Origin of the sequence: Streptomyces sp. NPDC002886, from assembly GCF_042888445.1 — a bacterium.
Lineage (GTDB): Bacteria > Actinomycetota > Actinomycetes > Streptomycetales > Streptomycetaceae > Streptomyces.
In genome coordinates, this window is the sequence record NZ_JBIAPV010000001.1 from 143,425 (window position 1) to 161,202 (window position 17,778).

The 17,778-nt window shown below is 72.8% G+C and carries 15 protein-coding genes; 5 read left to right on the forward strand and 10 right to left on the reverse strand.

The window, feature by feature from the left end; translation table 11 throughout:
- Positions 1-118 precede the first annotated feature (118 nt).
- The gene (locus tag ACFYYB_RS00580; RefSeq protein ID WP_389432332.1) at positions 119-1,135 is read right to left on the reverse strand and encodes a LacI family DNA-binding transcriptional regulator; all 1,017 of its coding nucleotides are present in this window, start codon (positions 1,133-1,135) and stop codon (positions 119-121) included.
- Between the two features lie 248 nt (positions 1,136-1,383).
- Between ACFYYB_RS00580 and ACFYYB_RS00585 the strand changes: the two genes are divergently transcribed.
- On the forward strand, positions 1,384-2,949 hold the full coding sequence (locus ACFYYB_RS00585; protein WP_389432333.1) for an oleate hydratase: 1,566 nt from the start codon (positions 1,384-1,386) through the stop codon (positions 2,947-2,949).
- 53 nt (positions 2,950-3,002) lie between these two features.
- Positions 3,003-3,488, forward strand: coding sequence for a peroxiredoxin (locus tag ACFYYB_RS00590; protein WP_389432334.1), 486 nt, complete (start codon positions 3,003-3,005; stop codon positions 3,486-3,488).
- A 30-nt stretch (positions 3,489-3,518) separates the two neighbouring features.
- Here ACFYYB_RS00590 and ACFYYB_RS00595 read toward each other — a convergent pair whose 3' ends face one another.
- From ACFYYB_RS00595 to ACFYYB_RS00605, 3 genes are all read right to left on the reverse strand, one after another.
- Positions 3,519-4,328: an SDR family NAD(P)-dependent oxidoreductase gene (locus tag ACFYYB_RS00595; RefSeq protein WP_389432335.1), complete on the reverse strand. Its 810-nt coding sequence runs from the start codon at positions 4,326-4,328 to the stop codon at positions 3,519-3,521.
- Positions 4,329-4,452: 124 nt separating this feature from the next.
- Positions 4,453-4,653 carry a hypothetical protein gene (locus ACFYYB_RS00600; RefSeq protein WP_266883522.1) on the reverse strand — a complete coding sequence of 67 codons (201 nt, stop codon included), beginning with the start codon at positions 4,651-4,653 and terminating at the stop codon, positions 4,453-4,455.
- Between the two features lie 155 nt (positions 4,654-4,808).
- Complete coding sequence (locus ACFYYB_RS00605; RefSeq protein ID WP_389432336.1) at positions 4,809-5,195, reverse strand: hypothetical protein; 387 nt, start codon at positions 5,193-5,195, stop codon at positions 4,809-4,811.
- Between the two features lie 409 nt (positions 5,196-5,604).
- Here ACFYYB_RS00605 and ACFYYB_RS00610 point away from each other — a divergent pair, with 409 nt between their 5' ends.
- On the forward strand, positions 5,605-6,012 hold the full coding sequence (locus ACFYYB_RS00610; protein WP_389432337.1) for a DUF3224 domain-containing protein: 408 nt from the start codon (positions 5,605-5,607) through the stop codon (positions 6,010-6,012).
- Positions 6,013-6,134: 122 nt separating this feature from the next.
- On the opposite strand, the gene ACFYYB_RS00615 is transcribed toward ACFYYB_RS00610, so the two are convergent.
- The 3 genes from ACFYYB_RS00615 to ACFYYB_RS00625 all read right to left on the reverse strand — a co-directional run bounded on the left by ACFYYB_RS00615 (position 6,135) and on the right by ACFYYB_RS00625 (position 10,563).
- A complete protein-coding gene (locus tag ACFYYB_RS00615; RefSeq protein ID WP_389432338.1) occupies positions 6,135-7,052 on the reverse strand; it encodes a MurR/RpiR family transcriptional regulator in 918 nt (305 codons plus the stop codon).
- A 154-nt stretch (positions 7,053-7,206) separates the two neighbouring features.
- Complete coding sequence (locus tag ACFYYB_RS00620; RefSeq protein ID WP_389432339.1) at positions 7,207-8,505, reverse strand: M14 family metallocarboxypeptidase; 1,299 nt, start codon at positions 8,503-8,505, stop codon at positions 7,207-7,209.
- Between the two features lie 138 nt (positions 8,506-8,643).
- Positions 8,644-10,563: a HelD family protein gene (locus tag ACFYYB_RS00625; protein ID WP_389432340.1), complete on the reverse strand. Its 1,920-nt coding sequence runs from the start codon at positions 10,561-10,563 to the stop codon at positions 8,644-8,646.
- 6 nt (positions 10,564-10,569) lie between these two features.
- On the opposite strand from ACFYYB_RS00625, the gene ACFYYB_RS00630 reads away from it, so the two are divergent.
- A complete protein-coding gene (locus tag ACFYYB_RS00630; protein ID WP_389432342.1) occupies positions 10,570-10,953 on the forward strand; it encodes a hypothetical protein in 384 nt (127 codons plus the stop codon).
- A 160-nt stretch (positions 10,954-11,113) separates the two neighbouring features.
- On the opposite strand, the gene ACFYYB_RS00635 is transcribed toward ACFYYB_RS00630, so the two are convergent.
- On the reverse strand, positions 11,114-11,878 hold the full coding sequence (locus tag ACFYYB_RS00635; protein ID WP_389432343.1) for a carbonic anhydrase: 765 nt from the start codon (positions 11,876-11,878) through the stop codon (positions 11,114-11,116).
- A gap of 164 nt (positions 11,879-12,042) precedes the next feature.
- Here ACFYYB_RS00635 and ACFYYB_RS00640 point away from each other — a divergent pair, with 164 nt between their 5' ends.
- Positions 12,043-13,179, forward strand: coding sequence for a hypothetical protein (locus ACFYYB_RS00640; protein WP_389432345.1), 1,137 nt, complete (start codon positions 12,043-12,045; stop codon positions 13,177-13,179).
- Here ACFYYB_RS00640 and ACFYYB_RS00645 read toward each other — a convergent pair.
- Both ACFYYB_RS00645 and ACFYYB_RS00650 read right to left on the reverse strand, forming a co-directional pair.
- Positions 13,068-14,297, reverse strand: a complete 1,230-nt coding sequence (locus ACFYYB_RS00645; RefSeq protein ID WP_389432346.1) for a hypothetical protein — start codon at positions 14,295-14,297, stop codon at positions 13,068-13,070. The two genes, ACFYYB_RS00640 and ACFYYB_RS00645, sit on opposite strands and share 112 nt — an antisense overlap.
- Positions 14,294-17,710, reverse strand: a complete 3,417-nt coding sequence (locus tag ACFYYB_RS00650; protein WP_389432347.1) for a DNA polymerase III subunit alpha — start codon at positions 17,708-17,710, stop codon at positions 14,294-14,296. The genes ACFYYB_RS00645 and ACFYYB_RS00650 overlap by 4 nt, the downstream gene beginning before the upstream one ends.
- Between the last annotated feature and the right edge of the window lie 68 nt (positions 17,711-17,778).

Sequence of the window (17,778 nt, forward strand, 5' to 3'; positions counted from 1 at the left end):
TCAGCTATGTGACGGATCGTGACGGGGCCGCTGTCACCTTGACGGCAGCAGCGGACACGAAAAGAGGGCCCGGCGACCGCCGGGCCCTCTTTTCTCGCGCCGTCCCCCGCTCCCCCGGTCAGCGCCCCGAAGACGGGCGCGTGGTGGACGAGCGGACGATGAGTTCGGTGTCGAAGAGGATCTCCGAGGACAGGCCCACCCCCGTACGGATCTGCTCGGCCAGGAACTGCACCGCGGCCGAGGCCATGGCGGCGACGGGCTGGCGGGCCGTCGTCAGCGGCGGATCGGTGGCCACCATGAAGAGGGAGTCATCGAAGCCCACGACGGACAGCCGGGCCGGGACTTCCAGCCCCCGCCGGCGCGCCCCGCGAATGGCGCCGAGGGCGAGGGCGTCGCTGGCGCAGACGACCGCCGTCACCCCGTGCGGGAGGAGCTGGGTGATCGCCGTGGCGCCGCCCTCCATCGAGAAGAGCGCGTGGGCGACCAGCGGCCGCCACTCCTGGGCCGGGACCCCGCGCCGGGCGTTGAAAGCCGCGTAACCAGCGAGCTTACGGACCGAAGGGACGTGGCCGGAGGGGCCCACGATCATGCCGATCCGCTCGTGGCCGAGCGCCGACAGGTGCTCCAGCGCCTGTTCGGCGGCTCCGGCGTCGTCCACCGAGACCTGTGCGACGCCGGGGTTCTCGTCGGCCGGATTGACCAGGACGACCGGGATCCCGCGGCGGCGCAGCTCGCGCCCCTGGGCCTCGCCTATGTCGGTGTAGCTGGCGCCGACGAAGACGATCCCGCCGACGTTCTGCCCGAGCAGCATGTCCACGTAGTGCGACTCCGAGACGCCGTCGGCCGTGCGCGTGCACAGCACGGGGACCAGCCCCTGGCCGTTGAGGAGCCCGGCGAGCGCCTCCGCGGCCGCGGAGAAGACGGGGTTCTGGAGGTCGGGGACCACCAGTCCGATCAGCTGGGCCCGTTCCCTGCGGAACTCCGCCGGGCGCTCGAAGCCGCACACGTCCACGGCCGTCAGGACCGCCTCGCGGGTGGCGGGCGCCACGTCCCTGTTGCCGTTCAGGACGCGACTCACCGTAGTCGTACTGACGCCGGCCATCTCGGCCACTTGGGCTAGCCTCTGGGTGCTCACGCGGTCAAGCTACCAGTCGGGTGCGCAAAAAACAGTCCCACGGGCGCAAATCTCTTGCAAGCGGATCGGGGGCACCCCGCGCACGCACACCGCGTAGGCACACCACGGACGCACACCACGGACGCGCCCCTCGACCCGAGCCCGCCCAATGGCGCACCCCGGTCGCGACCCGCCCGGCGGGGTGATGGTCTGGCCGGGTGACCGTGCGGCCGACCGGGGCCCGTGCGGCCGGGGTGAGGAGACACGTCGTGGCCAAGGCCTATCTGGTGGGTGCCGGCATCGCTTCCCTGTCGGCGGCGGCGCTGCTGATCAGGGAGGGCGGGTTCGCGGGCTCGGACATCACGATCCTGGAAGCCCAGGGCCGTACCGGCGGAAGCCTGGACGCCACGGGAGACCCCGAGAACGGCTACACCATGCGCGGCGGCCGGATGTTCGAGCTGCACTTCGAGTGCACGTACGACCTGCTGCGCTCGATCCCCTCGCTGGACGCTCCGGGCACCTCGGTCACCGAGGACACCTTCGCCTTCCACGAGGACTTCGCCTGGAACGACAAGGCCCGCCTGGTCGACTCCGCCGGTCTGCGGGTCGACACCCGTTCCATGGGGTTCTCCGAGCGCGACCGCCTGGACCTGGTCGCGTGCGTGGCCTCGCCCGAGTCCCGGCTCGACGGCAAGCGCATCTCGGACTGCTTCACCCCCGAGTTCTTCACCACCAACTTCTGGTACATGTGGTGCACGACCTTCGCCTTCGAGCCCTGGCACTCGGCGATCGAGTTCCGGCGCTACCTCAACCGGTTCGTGCACCTCTTCAAGACCTTCGACACCATGTCGGGCATCTACCGCACCCGCTTCAACCAGTACGACTCGATCGTGCGACCGCTCCAGAGCTGGCTGTGGAGCAACGGCGTCGTGTTCACGATGAACACCACCGTGACCGACGTGGAGCTCGCCGACGGCGAAGGCACCACCGTCACCGCCCTCGCCTGTACCCGGGAGGGCGCTGACCTGCGGATCCCGGTCGCCGCCGAGGACCTGGTGTTCGTCACCAACGGGTCGATGACCGCGAACTCGACCCTGGGATCCACCGACACCCCCGCCGTACTGGACACTTCCGCGCCGGACGCCTCCTGGCGCCTGTGGCAGACCCTGGCGGCCAAGCGCCCCCATCTGGGCGACCCTTCGGTGTTCGACTCCTCCGTCTCGGACTCCACCTGGGGTTCCTTCACCGTCACCAGCCAGGACCCCACCTTCTTCAAGGCCATGGAGGAGTTCTCCGGCAGCGAGGCCGGCAAGGGCGGCCTGATCACCTTCAAGGACTCCGGCTGGCTGCTGACCATCGTCCTCAACCACCAGCCGCACTTCCACGAGCAGCCCGAGGGAACCTACGTCTGGTGGGGGTACGCCCTCTTCCCCGACAAGGCCGGCGACCACGTGGGCAAGACGATGGCCGAGTGCACGGGCCGCGAGATCCTCACCGAGGTGCTCGGGCACCTGCGCCTCGAACAGAGCGAGCAGATCCTGGAGTCCTCCATCGTCGTGCCGGCCCTGATGCCGTACATCACCAGCCAGTTCCTGGTGCGCAAGGGCGGCGACCGGCCCGAGGTCGTCCCGGAGGGCTCCACCAACCTGGCCTTCATCGGCCAGTACGCCGAGGTCCCCGACGACGTGGTGTTCACCGTCGAGTACTCGGTGCGCACCGCGTGGACCGCCGTGGCCCGGCTGCTGCACCTGGACCGGCAGCCGCCGCCGGTCTACAAGGGCGGCCACGATCCCCGGGTGCTCCTCGAGGCCCTGCACACGATGCACCGCCGCTGAGCCGCCGCGGTCGGGTACCGTACGCCCCTCGACGACAGAGAGGTGCGGCCATCGTGACCCGAATCCCGGACGTGGGCGATGTGGTGGGCGAGTTCTCGCTCCCCGGCGGCCTGCTGAGCGAGGACGCCTTCACGCGCGGGCGGTACACGCTCGGCGAGCAGCGCGGGAACCCGGTCGTTCTCGCCTTCTACCCCGGCGACAACACCCCGGTCTGCACGACGCAGTTGTGCTCCTACTCCGACGGGCTGGAGGCGCTCTCCGCGTGCGGCGCCCAGGTCTGGGGCATCAGCCCGCAGGACGTGGACAGCCACGAGGCCTTCGCCCGGGCCCGGGGCCTGCGGATTCCGCTGCTCGCCGACACCGACCGCGCGGTCGCCCGCGCCTTCGGCATCGCGGCTCCCGTGATCGGCCTGCGGCGCTCCGTCTTCGTCATCGCCCCGGACGGCACCTTGCACTGGAAGCACGTCGGGACCCTCGGCATGAGGTTCCCCTCCGCGGACACCATCGCGGAGCAGCTCGCCGGTGTCACCACGGGCTGAAGGTCAGGAGACCCCGGAAGCTAGGGAGACTCAGGAGGCCGGCTCTGCCGCGGGCATGAGCCGGCCGACCGAGTTGACCATCTGCCGGCGGCTGAGCAGCCGGCCGCCGACGGCCAACACCCGGTTGAGGGCGCCGGAGATCACGCTCGGGCCCGGATTCCTGCGGTCGAGCGCCGCCAGCGCCGTGCGGACGACCTCCTCGCGCGTCTGGACCCGGGTGCCGCCGCCCACCTCGCTGGTCCCGACGACGTCGAAGAACTCGGTCTTCGTCGCGCCGGGCGAGAGCGCCAGCACCCGTAGTCCGGTGCCTTGGGATTCGTGCCAGAGCGCTTCGGTGAAGCTCAGTACGAAGGCCTTGGTCGCGCCGTAGACGGCCATCTGGGGAATGGGCTGGTAGGCGGCCATGCTCGCGACGTTGACGAGGACGCCCTTGCCGTGGGCGCGCAGCGGGCCGATGAAGGCGCGGCTGATGTCGACCACCGCGCCCACGTTGACGGCGAGTTCCTGGCGCAGCCGTGCGGGATCCTCCTGGTGGAGCGGGCCGAAGGTGCCGAAGCCGGCGTTGTTGACCAGGCTCGTGACCGTGATGCCGCGCCGCTCCAGCTCTTCGAGGAGCGCATCGCCGATCCGGTCCGCTCCGAGGTCCATCGGGACGGGCGTGGCCTGGACCCCGTACTCCGCCGAGAGCTCCGCGGCCAGCCGCTCCAGGCGGTCGGCGCGGCGGGCGACCAGGACGAGGCCGGATCCGCGGGCGGCCAGCCGGCGGGCGAACTCCTCGCCGAGACCGGAGCTCGCGCCCGTGATCAGTGTGGTCTGGCCCCGGTAGTCGACCGCGTTCATGGCCCGGCTCCCCTGCGTGTGGTGGCGTACCTCCCGTACCGGGCCACCGTACGCGCCGGGTCCCCGGCCGTCCGGCGCGGGAGGCCGGACGAACGGGGACCCGGGTGTGGAGCGGGGCCCGTGCTCAGTTGTTGGAGCCCACCGTGTTGTTGAGGCCCGCGTTGAACACGTCGTCGGCGGCGAACTGCAGCCAGTCGCCGAAGACGATCGTGTACGACTTCTCGGACGGGGCGTTGACCGTCACGTCGGCGGAAGCGGCGGAGGCGCAGCCGAGGACGATGACACCGGCGGCGACGAGGGAGAGCACGGAGCGTACGGAACGCATGGATGCACCTTTCGGAAGGTTCGGGTGGCGGCACTGAGCACCATCGAACCTAGAGAGGCGCCGCCCGTCTGTCCCGCCACAGGGCCGGGCCGGGCCGAGAGCCAACCGATCGGACGAATCGGACCGCGGGGCGCGCCGCGTCGGCCGGGCCCGGCTCAGCGCGCGCGGGCCGCGCCCGCGCCCGCGGCGAGGGCCTCGGCGACGACGCGGATGGCGCGGGCCAGCCGGGAGAGCTGCTGGAGCTCGGCGGCGTACATCCGGATCGAGGTCTCGATGACCCCTTCGGTCACCCCGAGGGAGGGGAGCTGGGCCCGGCCGGTTTCCAGGGCCACCCGTACGGCCCGCATCTCGTGCTGGACCTGCAGCTGGGCGTGGCGCGCGAGGAGTACGGGGCTCCGGGTCAGGGTCGCGTAGCCGGCGTAGCGGGCCGGCAGGAGATCGCGCAGCCAGTTGGTGGCCGTGCGTTCCCAGTCGTGGTTCCCGGGCCTCTTGACCTGCTGGGGCCAGTCCTGAGTGCGGGTGCTGAGAGCCGTCTGAGACATTCTTGCCGCTTCCACGAGGTGTCGAACGCCGAGGGAGACGTATGGCGCGGCCTCGGCCCAGGGGTTGGCCGAGGCCGCAGAGGCGCTGCGGGATCCGAAAGCCGGACGGGACACCAGGCGTCACGTGAGGAGGAGAAACGTCACGTCGGGTGTCTGTTCAAAGACGGTGTGGGGACACCGCCCTCGGCATCTTGACGGATGACCGCGCCGCCATCAGTAAACATATATACCGTTGAGTAAGCAAGGGTATGAAAATATTCATGTGTGAGGGTCGGGTGAATATGACACCTCGTGCCACTTCATGAGGTCACGGGTGGATCCATGGAGAAGATCCCGCCTGTCTCGTGTTCGGCGGATCGCGGGCGGAGCGCGCGGTGGCGATGTCGGTAGTGCGGCATACGATCCGGGGATGCGAGCCTCAGGAACGTTCGAAGTTGCCGATTTCACCCCGGCGCCGGTGCCGGGCACCGAGATCGAGACGGCGCTGCCGGTCGGTGTCGCCACGATGCGGAAGACGTACGGGGGCGAGGTCACCGGGCGCTCCGCCACCTTGTTCACCGCCGCGTTCGACCAGTCCTCCGGGGCGGGGACGTACGTCGCGATGGAGTCCTTCGAGGGGACGCTCCACGGGCGGGCGGGCGCGTTCAACTTCGCGCACTCCGCGACGACCCTGGGCGAAGGGAGGCAGCAGGAGTTCTTCGCCATCGTGCCGACCAGTGGAACGGGTGCGTTGGCCGGGATCACCGGGAGCGGCGGCCTCGCGGTCGAGGCGGACAGCACGCACCGGATCTGGTTCGACTACGAGCTCGGCGAGTAGTCCGGTGGGGCGCGGGCGGAGCCGCCGCCGGACCACGGCCACGGCGCCCGTGACGGTGGGCGGCGGCGGTCGCCTGCCGCCGGACGGGGGCTCGGCGGCTGGAGGGCTAGAGGGCTTGAGGGCTAGAGGAAGAAGCCGTGCTGGTCCGCGGCCTGCTCATAGCTCTCGAGCCGGGTCTGCGTCCGTTCGGGGTCCGCGTCCGCCATCGCCTGGAGCAGCGCCGCGGACAGGACGCCCGGCGCCGCATAGGAGTCGAAGACCAGCCGCGATCCGGTGCCCGCCGTCAGCGCCACGTCGGCCTCGTCCACCAGCGGCCCGAGCGTGCGGTCCGTGATCAGCGCGATCCGCAGCCCCGCCCCGCGGGCCACCCGCAGCGCGGCGAGGGTCTCCTTGGCGTGCCGGGGCATCGCGAAGGCCAGGACCCAGCTGCCGCCCGCCGCCCGGGCCTGCAGCAGCGCGTCGGAGGCGACGCTGCCGCCGCCGGTGACCAGGCGCACGTCGGGGTGGATCCGGCGGGCCGCGTAGGCGAAGTACTCCGCGAGCGAGACGGAGATCCGCAGCCCGAGGATCGTCAGCGGCACCGACCGGGCCAGCTCGCGCCCGATGTCGAGCACCTGGTCGGTGTCGGCGAGCAGCTGGCGGACGGTGCGCAGGTTCTCGATCTCGGCGTCGACGGCTGCCTGCAGTTCGTTGCGCCGGGTCTGTGCGGGGCTGTCGGGGGCGCCGGCCACCGCGCTGAGCGCGATCGGCTGGAGCACCTCGCGCAGAGCCGGGTAGCCACTGAAGCCGAGGGCGGCGGCGAAGCGGGTCACGGAGGGCTGGCTCACGCCGGCCCGTTCCGCGAGCTCGGTGATGGAGAGGAACGCCGCCTCGGTGAGGTGGTCGACGAGGTACTGTGCGATCCGGCGCTGGCCCGGCGAGAGCGGGTACCCGTCGAACAGCGCCCGGACCCGGTCCGCCGGGGCCCGCTCGTGGTCGACCGGCTGCCCGCCCGGCGTGATCGCCGCCGCCTGTGCGCGCGCCTGCTGCCCCGATGACACCGGCGGTCCTCCCTTTCGTGCCGCTCCGTGATCCCAACATAGCTCACGGCATCCGGCTGACCAGCGTGCTTCCCCGCTCGGCAGGCCGCACGGACGCGCGCGGCGCCCTTCGGCGCGCACCGGCTCCGCGACGGCCACACCGCCTGATGGAACGTCAGCAGCCTTGTACGGACTGCCCTGTTGTGATCCGGTGCGGGGCCCGGCCGTCGAGGAGGAGCACCGCGAGGGCCCGCAGGGGCTGGTTCAGCGGAACGAACGCGCCGCCCGCGGCGGGTACCGCCCGTACGCCGTGCAGGGCCAGGAGGCTGCCCGTCCGCGCGTACTGGGCGGGAGTGAGCCGGTAGCCGCAGGGCGGGTCGGCGAGGATCTCCCCCACTGTCGCGGGAGCGTTGTCCGCGCCGCCCAGCAGGACCGGGCCCACCGCGCTCCCGGCTGCCCGGCGCGCGCCGTCCGAGGCCGCCGCCAGGGGGCCCGTACGCGTGGAGACGTAAGCGAACAGCCCGCTCAGTGCGGCCAGTTGGGAGCCGACCCGGCGGCGGTGGTTGAGGGCCGGGTCGGCCCGCTCGGCTTCCCCGGCCGGGCCCGAGGGTGCTTCGACGCGGCTTTCGATCAGCAGCGCGACCGCGTGCTTGACACCCGCCGTGTTGCGCAGGATCCGCTCTTGGCCGTCACCGGCGGACTGCCCGACCGGGGCCCCGGTCACGGGGTCGGTGCGGATGCCGTAGGTCCCGGTGGAATGGCCGGCCGCGTGGGCCGCGCCGCGTACGTAGGCTTCGGACAGGGCGCGGGACTGCGCGTACACCGCCGGGTCGGTGTTGAGGTTGCGCGGCCAGAGGTCGAAGAGGTCCTTGTCGTAGGTCCCCGGTGTCGCCCGGTACTCGTGCAGGTCGTACACGAGGTGCGGCCGGTGGTCGCGCAGCACGGCGGCGATCGCGCGTGCCTCCGGTGAAGTCAGGGCCATGTGGTCGCGGTTGATGTCGGTGCCCCCGGCGTTGGCACGGGTACCGGCCGCCCGCCCGTCCGGGTTGGCCGTCGGGACCACGAGCAGGGTGACCGCTTCCAGGAGCCGCCGGGCCGCCGCGTCCCGGGCGTGGGCGAGGTCCCGCACGGTGGTCAGGCAGGCCTCGCGCCCCGCCGGTTCGTCCCCGTGCTGGCTGCACACCAGCAGGACGGTGACGGGGCCCCGGCCCAGGCTCACCAGGTGCAGCGGGCGGCCCCGCGGGGTCTCGCCGATGGTCCGGACGGTGGCGCGCCCGCCGGGCCGGCCGATCGCGTGGAGCAGCTCCCGCTCCTGGGACTCGCTGGTCCAGTGCGTACCGTCCGTGGCCTCGAAGCCGGTACGGGGCGGCCCCTCGGCCGCACGCACGGGGCCGGAGGTCAGGGCCGCCGCGAGCACGGCCGTCAGGGTCGCGGCGAGCACGGACAGGCCGCGCGCCGTCTGTTTCTCGGTCACGCCCCGGTTGTAGCGGGACCGGGACCCTTGCCGCAGGGATCTCCTCCTGAACTCACCCGGGTGGCCGGGCGAGTTCCTCCCGTAGGGCCCGCCCCGGCCCCTGATGCGGCCGGCCCTCCGGCCCCCGGCCCGTCCCGGCTACGGCTGTTCGTCCAGCCCCTCCGGCAGCCGGCCGGTGTGCAGCACTCCCAGGGTCTGGGTCGCGCGCGTCAGGGCGACGTAGAGATCGCTGGGCTCGTGGTCCGCGGGTTCCACGACGATCACCGTGTCGAACTCCAGCCCTTTGGCCTGCCGCGGGGCGAGCAGGACCACGGGGTGGGTGAGGTCGGGCTCCTCCCCCGCCCGGACGCCGGGCAGCGCGGCCGCCAGGGCCTCGTGCAGCGGGCGCGGGGCGATGACCGCCAGGCGGCCCCCGGCCGGCGCGCCCTCCCGTACCGCGTCGGCGACCGCCGCGGCCAGGTCGTCGGCCCGTGCCACCCAGGGGCGGCGCCCCGTGGAGCGGACCGAGGCCGGCGGCTCGAAACCGGGGTGGCGGGCCCGGAGAACGGCTGCCGCCAGCTCCATGATCTCGGCGGGCGTACGGTAGTTGACGGCGAGGCGCACCAGCTCCCAGCGGTCTTCCACATAGGGCGCCAGGATCTGCTGCCAGGAACCGCAGCCGGCCTCGTCGCCGGTCTGGGCCGGGTCGCCCACCAGCGTCATGGAACGGGTCGGGCAGCGCCTCATTAGCAGGCGCCAGGCCATGGCGGACAGCTCCTGCGCCTCGTCCACGATCACGTGCCCGAAGGCCCAGGTGCGGTCCACGGCGGCGCGTTCGGCGGCGCTGCGGTGGTCGGCCTCCTCCTGCCGCTCGGCCATCCGCTCGGCGTCGATGATGTCGTGGGCCGCGAGGAACTCGTTCTCCATGTCCTCGAACTCGTAGGAGTCCGAGCCGGCCGACAGGTCCAGGACGCCCTGCGCGTACGCGACGCGTTCGAGGCGCTCGCGCTCCTCGGCGGCGCGCCGCGCGGTGTCGTCCGCTCCGAGCAGTTCGGCGGCCTCGTCGAGCAGCGGGACGTCGGCCGGGGTCCAGTCCGCCTCGCCCGTCGTCGAACGCCGGATCAGCGCGGCGTCCCCGTCGGACAGGTACGTGGGCTCGGCGAGGTAGTCGGAGATCAGCTGCCGCGGGGTGAGCGGGGGCCACAGCGTGTCGATGGCGGTGTGCACCTCGGCGCTGGTCGCGATCTCCTTGCCCAGTTGGGCGATGTCGTCGGGGCCCAGCAGGTTGGGGCCGCCGTAGGGGTCGGCGCCGAGCCGGTCGGCGAGCTGTTCGGTGAGCGCGTCGATGACCCGGAAGGCGAAGTAGGGGCGGGCGAGGTTGTGCGGCAGTCCGGTGGCGCGGGCCCGGTCCCGGGCCTCGTGGGCCATGGTCCGGTCGAGCAGCAGCGTCCCGTAGTCGTCGTGGTCGATCACCAGGGCCGGTTCGGGGACCACGTCGGCGTCCTCGCCGCTGCCCGCGGGCACGGTGTCCGGCAGGGCCTGGCGGTCGCTCACGACGCGGGCGAGGATCCCGGCCATCTCGGCGCGCCCCTTGACGGCGGCGGCGCCGGGGCGGTCGGCGGCGCTCGCGCGCACGCCGGGGAACAGCTCGCCCGGGGTGGCGAGCAGGACCCCGGTCTCGCCGAGGGCCGGGAGGACCTCGCCGATGTAGCCGAGGAAGGCCGGGTTCGGCCCGACGATCAGTACGCCGCGCTTGGCGAGCAGCTCGCGGTGCGCGTAGAGCAGGTAGGCGGCCCGGTGCAGGGCCACGGCGGTCTTTCCGGTGCCCGGGCCGCCCTCGACCACCAGGACGCCGCGGTGGGTGGAGCGGATGATGCGGTCCTGCTCGGCCTGGATGGTCCGCACGATGTCGTGCATCCGGCCGGTCCGGGCCGCGTCGAGCGCGGAGAGCAGCACCGCGTCCGCGTCGGCGCCCTCGTGGCCGGTGCGCTCCGTGTCGGCGAGGTCGAGGATCGCGTCGTGCAGGGCCGTGACCTCGCGGCCCCGGGTGGTGATGTGGCGGCGCCTGCGCAGCCCCATGGGGGAATGGCCGGTCGCGAGATAGAACGGGCGTGCGACATCCGCCCGCCAATCGAGCACGAGAGGGGTGCGCTCCCGGTCGTCCTGCCTGATTCCGATGCGGCCGATGTGGTGGTCCGAACCGTCGGAGAACTCCAGCCTGCCGAAACACAGGCCGCTTTCGCCCGAGTTCAGAGCGGAAAGCAGACCGGACTGTTCGGCGACCACGATGTCCCGTTCCAGCCTCGCCTGGAACCCGCTGCCGGCCTCGCCGAGCGCGCCCCGCACGGCACGATCGGCCTGCTCTCGCAGGTCATCGAGGCGTACGTAGAGAGCCGTGATGAATTGCTGTTCATTCCGGAATTCTTCGGTCGGCTCGGTCGAATCGGTCGGCTCACGCGACTCGGGTGACTCGGTTGACAATTCCACTCCTGACGCGGTACGGTGTCCTCATAAGCTTCTTCACATTCCGGCTCAGCCTCAATGTGAAACATCAAATATACGCAGACAAACACCCCGGCCGTCAATCGGTCCGGGGTGTTTTTGCGTGGTGCCGATAGAGCGGCGGTATTCACTCGGTGCGCAGCATGCGGACCCTCTGATCGACGAGGTCGTAGCGTGCGACCGCCACGGCGAGCCGGCCGGTGGCTATCCTCCGGGCCAGGTCCGGCTCCGCCGCCAGCAGGTCCCGGGTCCGGCGCGCGTGGGCGTCGATGGTGGCGGCGACGCGGGCCTCGCCGTGCTGACCGCGGTCGATAGAGGGCCGGATCCGGTCGGCCAGGTACTGGATGTGGGCGGGCAGCTCGGCACCCGTCTCGTCGGCGTGCACCGCGGCGCCGACGGCCCCGCACGACTGGTGGGCGAGGACAAGGACCAGGGGGACGTCGAGCTCCAGGACCCCGTACGCGATGCTGCCGAGCACGGCCTCGTCCAGCACCTCGCCCGCCGCGCGTACGGTCAGCAGATCACCGAGCCCCTGGTCGAAGACGAGCTCCGGCGGCACCCGGGAGTCGACGCAGCCCAGCACGATCGCGAAGGGGTGCTGCTCCCGCGCCACTTGGAGCCGTACGGAGCGCGACTCGTGCGGATGCCGCTGGCGGTACGCAGCCCAGCGCCGGTTGCCGTCCGCCAGGCGGCGCAGCGCCTCCTGCGGGGTCTGCGGACGTGCCCCGTCCAGGAGTTCGGCGGAGGCCTCCGAGGCGGAGGCGGGGAAGACGGAGCCCAGCCCGATGACGGAGCCGGCGGAGCCGACGACCGCGGTGCCGGCCAGGGCGGTGCGCAGGAGGACGCGACGGCTGGGCGAACCGGCGGAATGCGTCTGTGTGTTCGAAGACATTGAGGGACGCTAACCTCGCACCGGCCCGCCCGGACCTCCTCCGGACGGAAATGGCGGGTTCCTCCCGGAGCCCGGCTCGATCGGGACGAACGAGTTGTAGGGAAAGCCTGTTGAGCGCCTGGCCCGCCGACGGTTCGTCCAAAAACGGTCACTACGCTGCCGGAATGACCGCACCGTCGCCCCCTCCGCTGACCCTGGAAGCCGCCCGGGACCTTCAGAACATGCTCCGCGCCGAGATCGGGCCCGGCCTCGGCGAGCGGGAACTCGACGCGGTCGAGAGGCGATTCGGGTTCACCTTCTCCGCCGACCACAGGGTCTTCCTGTCCGCCGGGCTTCCGCGCGGGTCCCGGAACTGGCCCGACTGGCGGAGCGGCGACCCCGAGGACCTGGCAGGGCGGCTCTCCCGACCGGTCGAGGGCGTCCTCTTCGACGTGGAGCACAACGGCTTCTGGCACCCCGCCTGGAGTCCGAAGCCCACGGGGACGTCCGAGGCCCTGCGGATCGCACGGACCGAGCTGGCGGCCGTCCCGCAGCTGGTCCCCGTCTACAGCCACCGCTATCTGCCCGGCACGGCGGGCGAGCACGGCCACCCCGTCCTGTCCGTCCAGCAGACCGACGTCATCTTCTACGGGAACGACCTCGCCGACTACGTCCGGCACGAGTTCACCGGCCGGGCGAGCGGCCCTCCCGCCCACTCGACCGTCGGCTTCTGGTCGTACTTCCTCCACGGCGGTCCCGGCACCGACACCGACCTGCCCACCCCGCACACCCCCTACGCCGTCACCGCGCAGGAGGCCGTCGAGTGCCTGCGGATGCTGGCGCTGGAACGCCTGATCGGCCGCCGCCACCACCCGCACCAGCTGATCGAGGCAGGGCTCACGGCACTGCTCCTCGACGTCGAGACGCAGTCGCTCCCGCTGCTCGCCGGGCTGTCGCGCGCCGAGCAGGAGAACGCCGATGCGCTGTTCGACCGGGTGCTGGCCGAGCTGGGGCTACCGGAGGGCCTTCCCGCCGATGACACCGATCTGCCCTGGGAGGCGGCACGCTGGGAACTCGTGCGCTGGTGGCTCCGACTGATCGTGAACGGGAGTCTCGCCCCCGGGGCCGGCGGTGACCTGATCACGTACGAGGGCTGGGGCGCACTGGCCCGGCCCCGGTCGCTCCGCCCGCTGGTCGACACGGTCGACGCCTACAACGACTGGGAGGCGGTCCGCCGCGGCGCACGTGGGCAACTGGCCGGAGCCATCGTCGCGGAGGCCGGGCGTTTGCTCGCCGGCCCCTGGCCACCGCCGGCGGCCTGAGCCCCCGGGGAGCCGGGCCCGCTTCCAGGCTCCGCTCCGCTTCGCGCCCGACGTGCGGCCGGCCGGACGGACGGCTCCGATAAGGCCCGCCGCGGCGCCGGCCTCGGGGCCAGGAGCGAGGCCGGGTGTACGGCGCCCGCGCCGAAGCGCCGGCCGACCCGGTCGATGACCGGCTCCAGGGCGCGGGCGTTCTCCGTGGGCCGGTCGAAGGTCAGTTGCTCGGCGGCGCCGGCCGAGCCGGTCAGCTCGCCGACCCGGGCGGACACCGCCCTCACCCGCGCCCGTTGCAGCCCGAGCGCGGAGAACAATCCGTACAACGTCTGCTGGAGGGAGGGGGTGTGGGCGGTGGGTTCGGGCAGGGTGCGCGAGCGTGTGGTGGTCGACCGGTCGGCGTAGGTGACCTGCAGCTCGACCGTCCGGGCGACCTGCCCGGCGATCCGTAGCCGGGCTCCGAGGTCCGTGGCGGCGCCGAGCAGGGCGCGGCGGATCTCGGCCGGGTCGAGGACGTCCCGGTCGAAGCGCCGGGCGCTGGCGATGGTGGCGGGAGGTCCGGCCGGGGTGACGGTGCGGCGGTCGATCCCCCGGGCCCGCTCGTGCAGGAGGCGGCCGGCGGAGGCGCCGGCGATCCGCTGCACCGTGGACAGCGGGAGCGCGGCCAGGTCACCGATCGTCTCGATCCCGTACCGGAGCAGCGAGCGCTCCAGGACGGACCCGACCCCGGGCAGTGCCCGCACCCGGCAGCCGTGCAGGAACCGCTCCTGTTCGGCCGGATCGTCGGGCAGCACCCGGACGGTGCCGGGCGGGGCGGTGTCGGCGGCGAGGGTGGCCAGGATCCGGTTCGGGCCGATCCCGCCCGTGCTGACCAGCCCGTACCGGGCCGCGAGCCGCGTCTGGAGCCGGTCCGCGAGCTGAGCCGGGGACTGCCCGAAATAGCGCGTGGCACCGGCCAGGTCCAGCAGCGCGCCGTCCGGTGGGAGCGCCTGGACGACGGGGGTGATGTCGCCGAGCACCGTGAACAGTTCGCGGTAGGTCTCGAAGCCGACGCGGTGGAAGCGCAGGTGGACGGTGGTCACCCTGGTACCGGTACCGGCACTCGTGCTCGTGCTCGTACTGGTCATCCGGCGCTCCCCTGGCTGGCGTGCCACAGCCGCCCGGCACCGCCGCCGCCCTGCCCGCCGGGAGCCGGCCTGGCTGCCGAAACGGCGTCGCCGTCGGAGTGCGGGGGCTCGCCGGCGAGCAGCGTGCGGACGGCGGCGGGACCGCCGTCGCGGTGGGCGTCGGCGATGTCCTGGAGGTTCCAGGCGTGGGTGCCGATGACGGTGACGGACTTGCCGCGACGGGAGACGGTGCCGCGCGCGAGCAGCAGGAAGTGGTGGAACAACGGGTGTGCGGCCTGCTCGTGGGTGTCGTCGAAGAAGGTGAGGTCGATCTGACCGGCAGGGCTGCCGTCGTCCAGGGAGACGAAGATGGTGCGCCGTCCGGAGCGCATGGGCGGGGTCTGGATGGCGACCTTCGCGCCGGCCACGAGCACGGTCCCGCCGGACGGCTGGTCCTTCAGCCGGTGGGAGGGGGTGACGCCGAGCTCGGCCAGCAGCGGGTGCATCGGTTCCATGAGGTGCCGGGAGGCGTCCATGCCGATGACCTCCAGCTCGGCGTCCAGCTCCTCGCCCGGCGTCATCACCGGCAGACCGCTCGGCCCGGGGTACGGGCCCGCGGTGGCCGGGGTGAGGGTGAGCTGACCGGCGCCCGTGGAGGTCCGCCGGTGGCGGTGGAGCTCCTCGATCTGCAGGAGCAGGTCGCGGCGGCCGGTTCCGGGGGCGAGGGTGGCGAAGGCGCCGATCCGCGCGAGGCGATCGGCCACCGGGTGGGCGGGCCGGGAGCGGGCCCAGAAGTCGGCGAGGTCCGTGTACGGACGGCCCGCTTCGATCCGGGCCGCCTGCTCCTCGGTGATGCCGCGGACGTCGGCCAGCGACACCCGCAGGCCCAGCCTGCCGTCCGGGAGGCGTTCGGTGCGGTAGCTGGTGGCGGAGTACTGGACGTCGAGCGGCAGGATCGGCACGCCGCGGCGGCGGGCGTCGGACAGCACCAGCCGCTTCGGGTACATGCCGGGGTCGTGCTCGAGCAGCCCGGCGTAGAACGGCGCCGCGTAGTGCGCCTTCAGCCAGGCGGACTGCAGGGTGGGCAGGGCGAACGCGGTCGCGTGCGCCTTCGCGAAGCCGTAGGCCCCCATGTTCTCCAGCATCCGCCACACCCTGTCGATCGCCTCCGGCCGGTAGCCGGCCGCGGTGGCGCTCTCCCGGTACCAGGTCTGGAGGTTCGCCAGGCGCTCCGGCTGGGCCAGGGCGCGGCGCGCTTCCTCGCCCATGGCCAGGTCGCTCCGGGTCATGGTGGCGAACAGGCCCGCCACCTGCTCGTTGTAGATGACCACTCCGTAGGTGGAGCTCAGCCAGTGCTCCAGGTCCGGGTGGGGATAGGTGACGGGCTTCTTGCCGTGCCGGCCGAGGAGGAACGGGCGGATCATGTCCGCCTGGACCGGGCCCGGACGGAACAGCGAGATCTCGGCGACCAGGTCGGAGAAGCTCTCCGGCTGCAGGCGGCCGAGGAGGTCCTTCTGTCCCGGTGATTCCAGCTGGAAGACGCCCAGCGATTCGCCTTCGCGCAGCAGTTCGTAGGCGGCCGGGTCGTCCAGCGGCACTTGGGTGCGGTCGTCCAGGTCGATCCGCTCGCCGGTGGTGCGTTCGATCTCGCGGACCGCGTACGCCATCGAGCTCTGCATCCGCACGCCCAGGACGTCGAGCTTCAGGAGTCCGAGGCCGTCCTTTTCCACGTCTTCCTTGTCGAAGACGGTGGCGGGGAAGCCTTCGGTGGCGGTGGGGACGACGGGGGTGCGCTTGAGGAGGGTGGCGTCGGAGAGGATGACGCCGCAGGGGTGCATCGCGGTGCCGCGCGGGAGCGCGTCGAGGCCTTCGACGAGGTCCCACAGCCGCCCGTAACGCTCCGCGTGGGCGGCGACCTGCCGCAGTTCCGGGAGTTCGCGCAGTGCGATGCGGGCCGAGCGAGCGGCGATGTGCGGGAAGGCCTTGGCCAGGCGTCCGACCTCGTCCGGGGGCAGGCCGAGCGCCAGCCCGGCGTCGCGGATCGCCCACCGCACCCGGTAGGTCTCCGGCATGCTGAGGGTGCAGACCCGCTCGGTGCCGAACCGGTCCATGATCCGGCGGTAGACGTCCAGGCGGCGGGCGGACTCCACGTCGATGTCGATGTCGGGCAGGGTGCGGCGGCGCAGGTTGACGAACCGCTCCATCAGCAGCCCGTGCTCCAGCGGGTTGGCGAAGGAGATCCCGAGCAGGTGCACCACCAGGGAACCGGCGCCGGAGCCCCGGGCTTGTACCCGGATGCCCATTTCCCGGATGTCGTCGACGACTTGGGCGACGGTCAGGGCGTACGAGGGCCAGCCGAGCGTGTTCAGCACCCGGAGCTCCTCCTCCAGGCGGGTCCGCATGGCGGCGGAGCGGTCGTAGCCGTGGCGGACCATCGCCGCCTCGCACCGTTCGCGCAGGGTCCGGGCGGAGGTGCCGGGGGCCAGTCCGATGACGTGTTCCTCGGGGAAGTGGACCCGGCCGATCCCGAGGTCGGCGTACGGGTCGAGGCGGCACTCGGAGGCGGTACGGGTGGTGGTGGCCAGCAGGTGTGCGGCCCCGCCGTTCTCCTGTCCGGCCGCCCGGGCGACTTCCTCGGCGAGCTCGCCCATCTCGGTGGCGCTCTTCAGCGACCGCTCGCCGTTGCAGGTGTGGCCGGGCCGGACGGGGGTAAGCAGGCGGGCCGAGTCCAGTACGTCGGCGACCGGCGCCTGGTCCCGGGTCGCGTAGCGGACCGCGTTGGTCAGGACGGCGAGCAGGTCGAGGTCGGCGGCCAGCCCGAGCGTACGGGCGGCCAGCCGGAGCGAGCCGGGCCCCGAGCCGGTGCGGCGGTGGTGCACGGCCTCCAGCCGGAGGTGCTGTCCGAAGGCTTCCCGCCACGGTGCGAGCAGCTCGGCCGCCCGGTCGGGGCGGCCGTCGGCGAGCGCCCGTACCGGCTCGGAGGCCGGTCCCAGCAGTACGGTCAGCCCTTCGGCGTGCCGCTGGACCGCGGGCCAGGGGACGATCGGCTGCCCGCCGCCGGCCTGCTGCCGGGCGGCCCAGGCGGCGGTGATCAGCGCGCACAGGTTGGCCCAGCCGGTGGCGTCGCGGGCCAGCAGGGTGACCCGGGGCGCGGAGTCCGCGACGAAGGCACCGCCCCGGGCCGGGGTCCGGCCCTTCGCCGGCGCCGGGCCGGCCGGGCCGAGGAGTGGGACCGCGAGATCCGCGCCGAACAGCGGTCGGATCCCGGACTTCGCACAGGCCTGCGCGAACCGGACCGCCCCGGACACCGTGTCCCGGTCGGTCAGCGCCAGCTCCCGCAGGCCCTGCTCCGCCGCCCGCTCGGCCAGCCGGCCGGGCAGCGCGGCGCCGTAGCGCACCGAATGGCCGGAGGCGACGTGCAGGTGCGCGAACATCGCGTCACCACCTCCAGCTCCTGATCAGCCCCCCGATCGTCGACACCCGACTCCCCGTCCGGTCTCTC

Coding starts and splice junctions, on each gene's coding strand:
- ACFYYB_RS00595 (WP_389432335.1), bottom strand. CDS start 4,328: ATGAACGCGGTCGACTACCGGGGCCAGACCACACTGATCACGGGCGCG.
- ACFYYB_RS00600 (WP_266883522.1), bottom strand. CDS start 4,653: ATGCGTTCCGTACGCTCCGTGCTCTCCCTCGTCGCCGCCGGTGTCATC.
- ACFYYB_RS00605 (WP_389432336.1), bottom strand. CDS start 5,195: ATGTCTCAGACGGCTCTCAGCACCCGCACTCAGGACTGGCCCCAGCAG.
- ACFYYB_RS00610 (WP_389432337.1), top strand. CDS start 5,605: ATGCGAGCCTCAGGAACGTTCGAAGTTGCCGATTTCACCCCGGCGCCG.
- ACFYYB_RS00625 (WP_389432340.1), bottom strand. CDS start 10,563: ATGGGGCTGCGCAGGCGCCGCCACATCACCACCCGGGGCCGCGAGGTC.
- ACFYYB_RS00630 (WP_389432342.1), top strand. CDS start 10,570: ATGGCCGGTCGCGAGATAGAACGGGCGTGCGACATCCGCCCGCCAATC.
- ACFYYB_RS00635 (WP_389432343.1), bottom strand. CDS start 11,878: ATGTCTTCGAACACACAGACGCATTCCGCCGGTTCGCCCAGCCGTCGC.
- ACFYYB_RS00640 (WP_389432345.1), top strand. CDS start 12,043: ATGACCGCACCGTCGCCCCCTCCGCTGACCCTGGAAGCCGCCCGGGAC.
- ACFYYB_RS00645 (WP_389432346.1), bottom strand. CDS start 14,297: ATGACCAGTACGAGCACGAGCACGAGTGCCGGTACCGGTACCAGGGTG.
- ACFYYB_RS00650 (WP_389432347.1), bottom strand. CDS start 17,710: ATGTTCGCGCACCTGCACGTCGCCTCCGGCCATTCGGTGCGCTACGGC.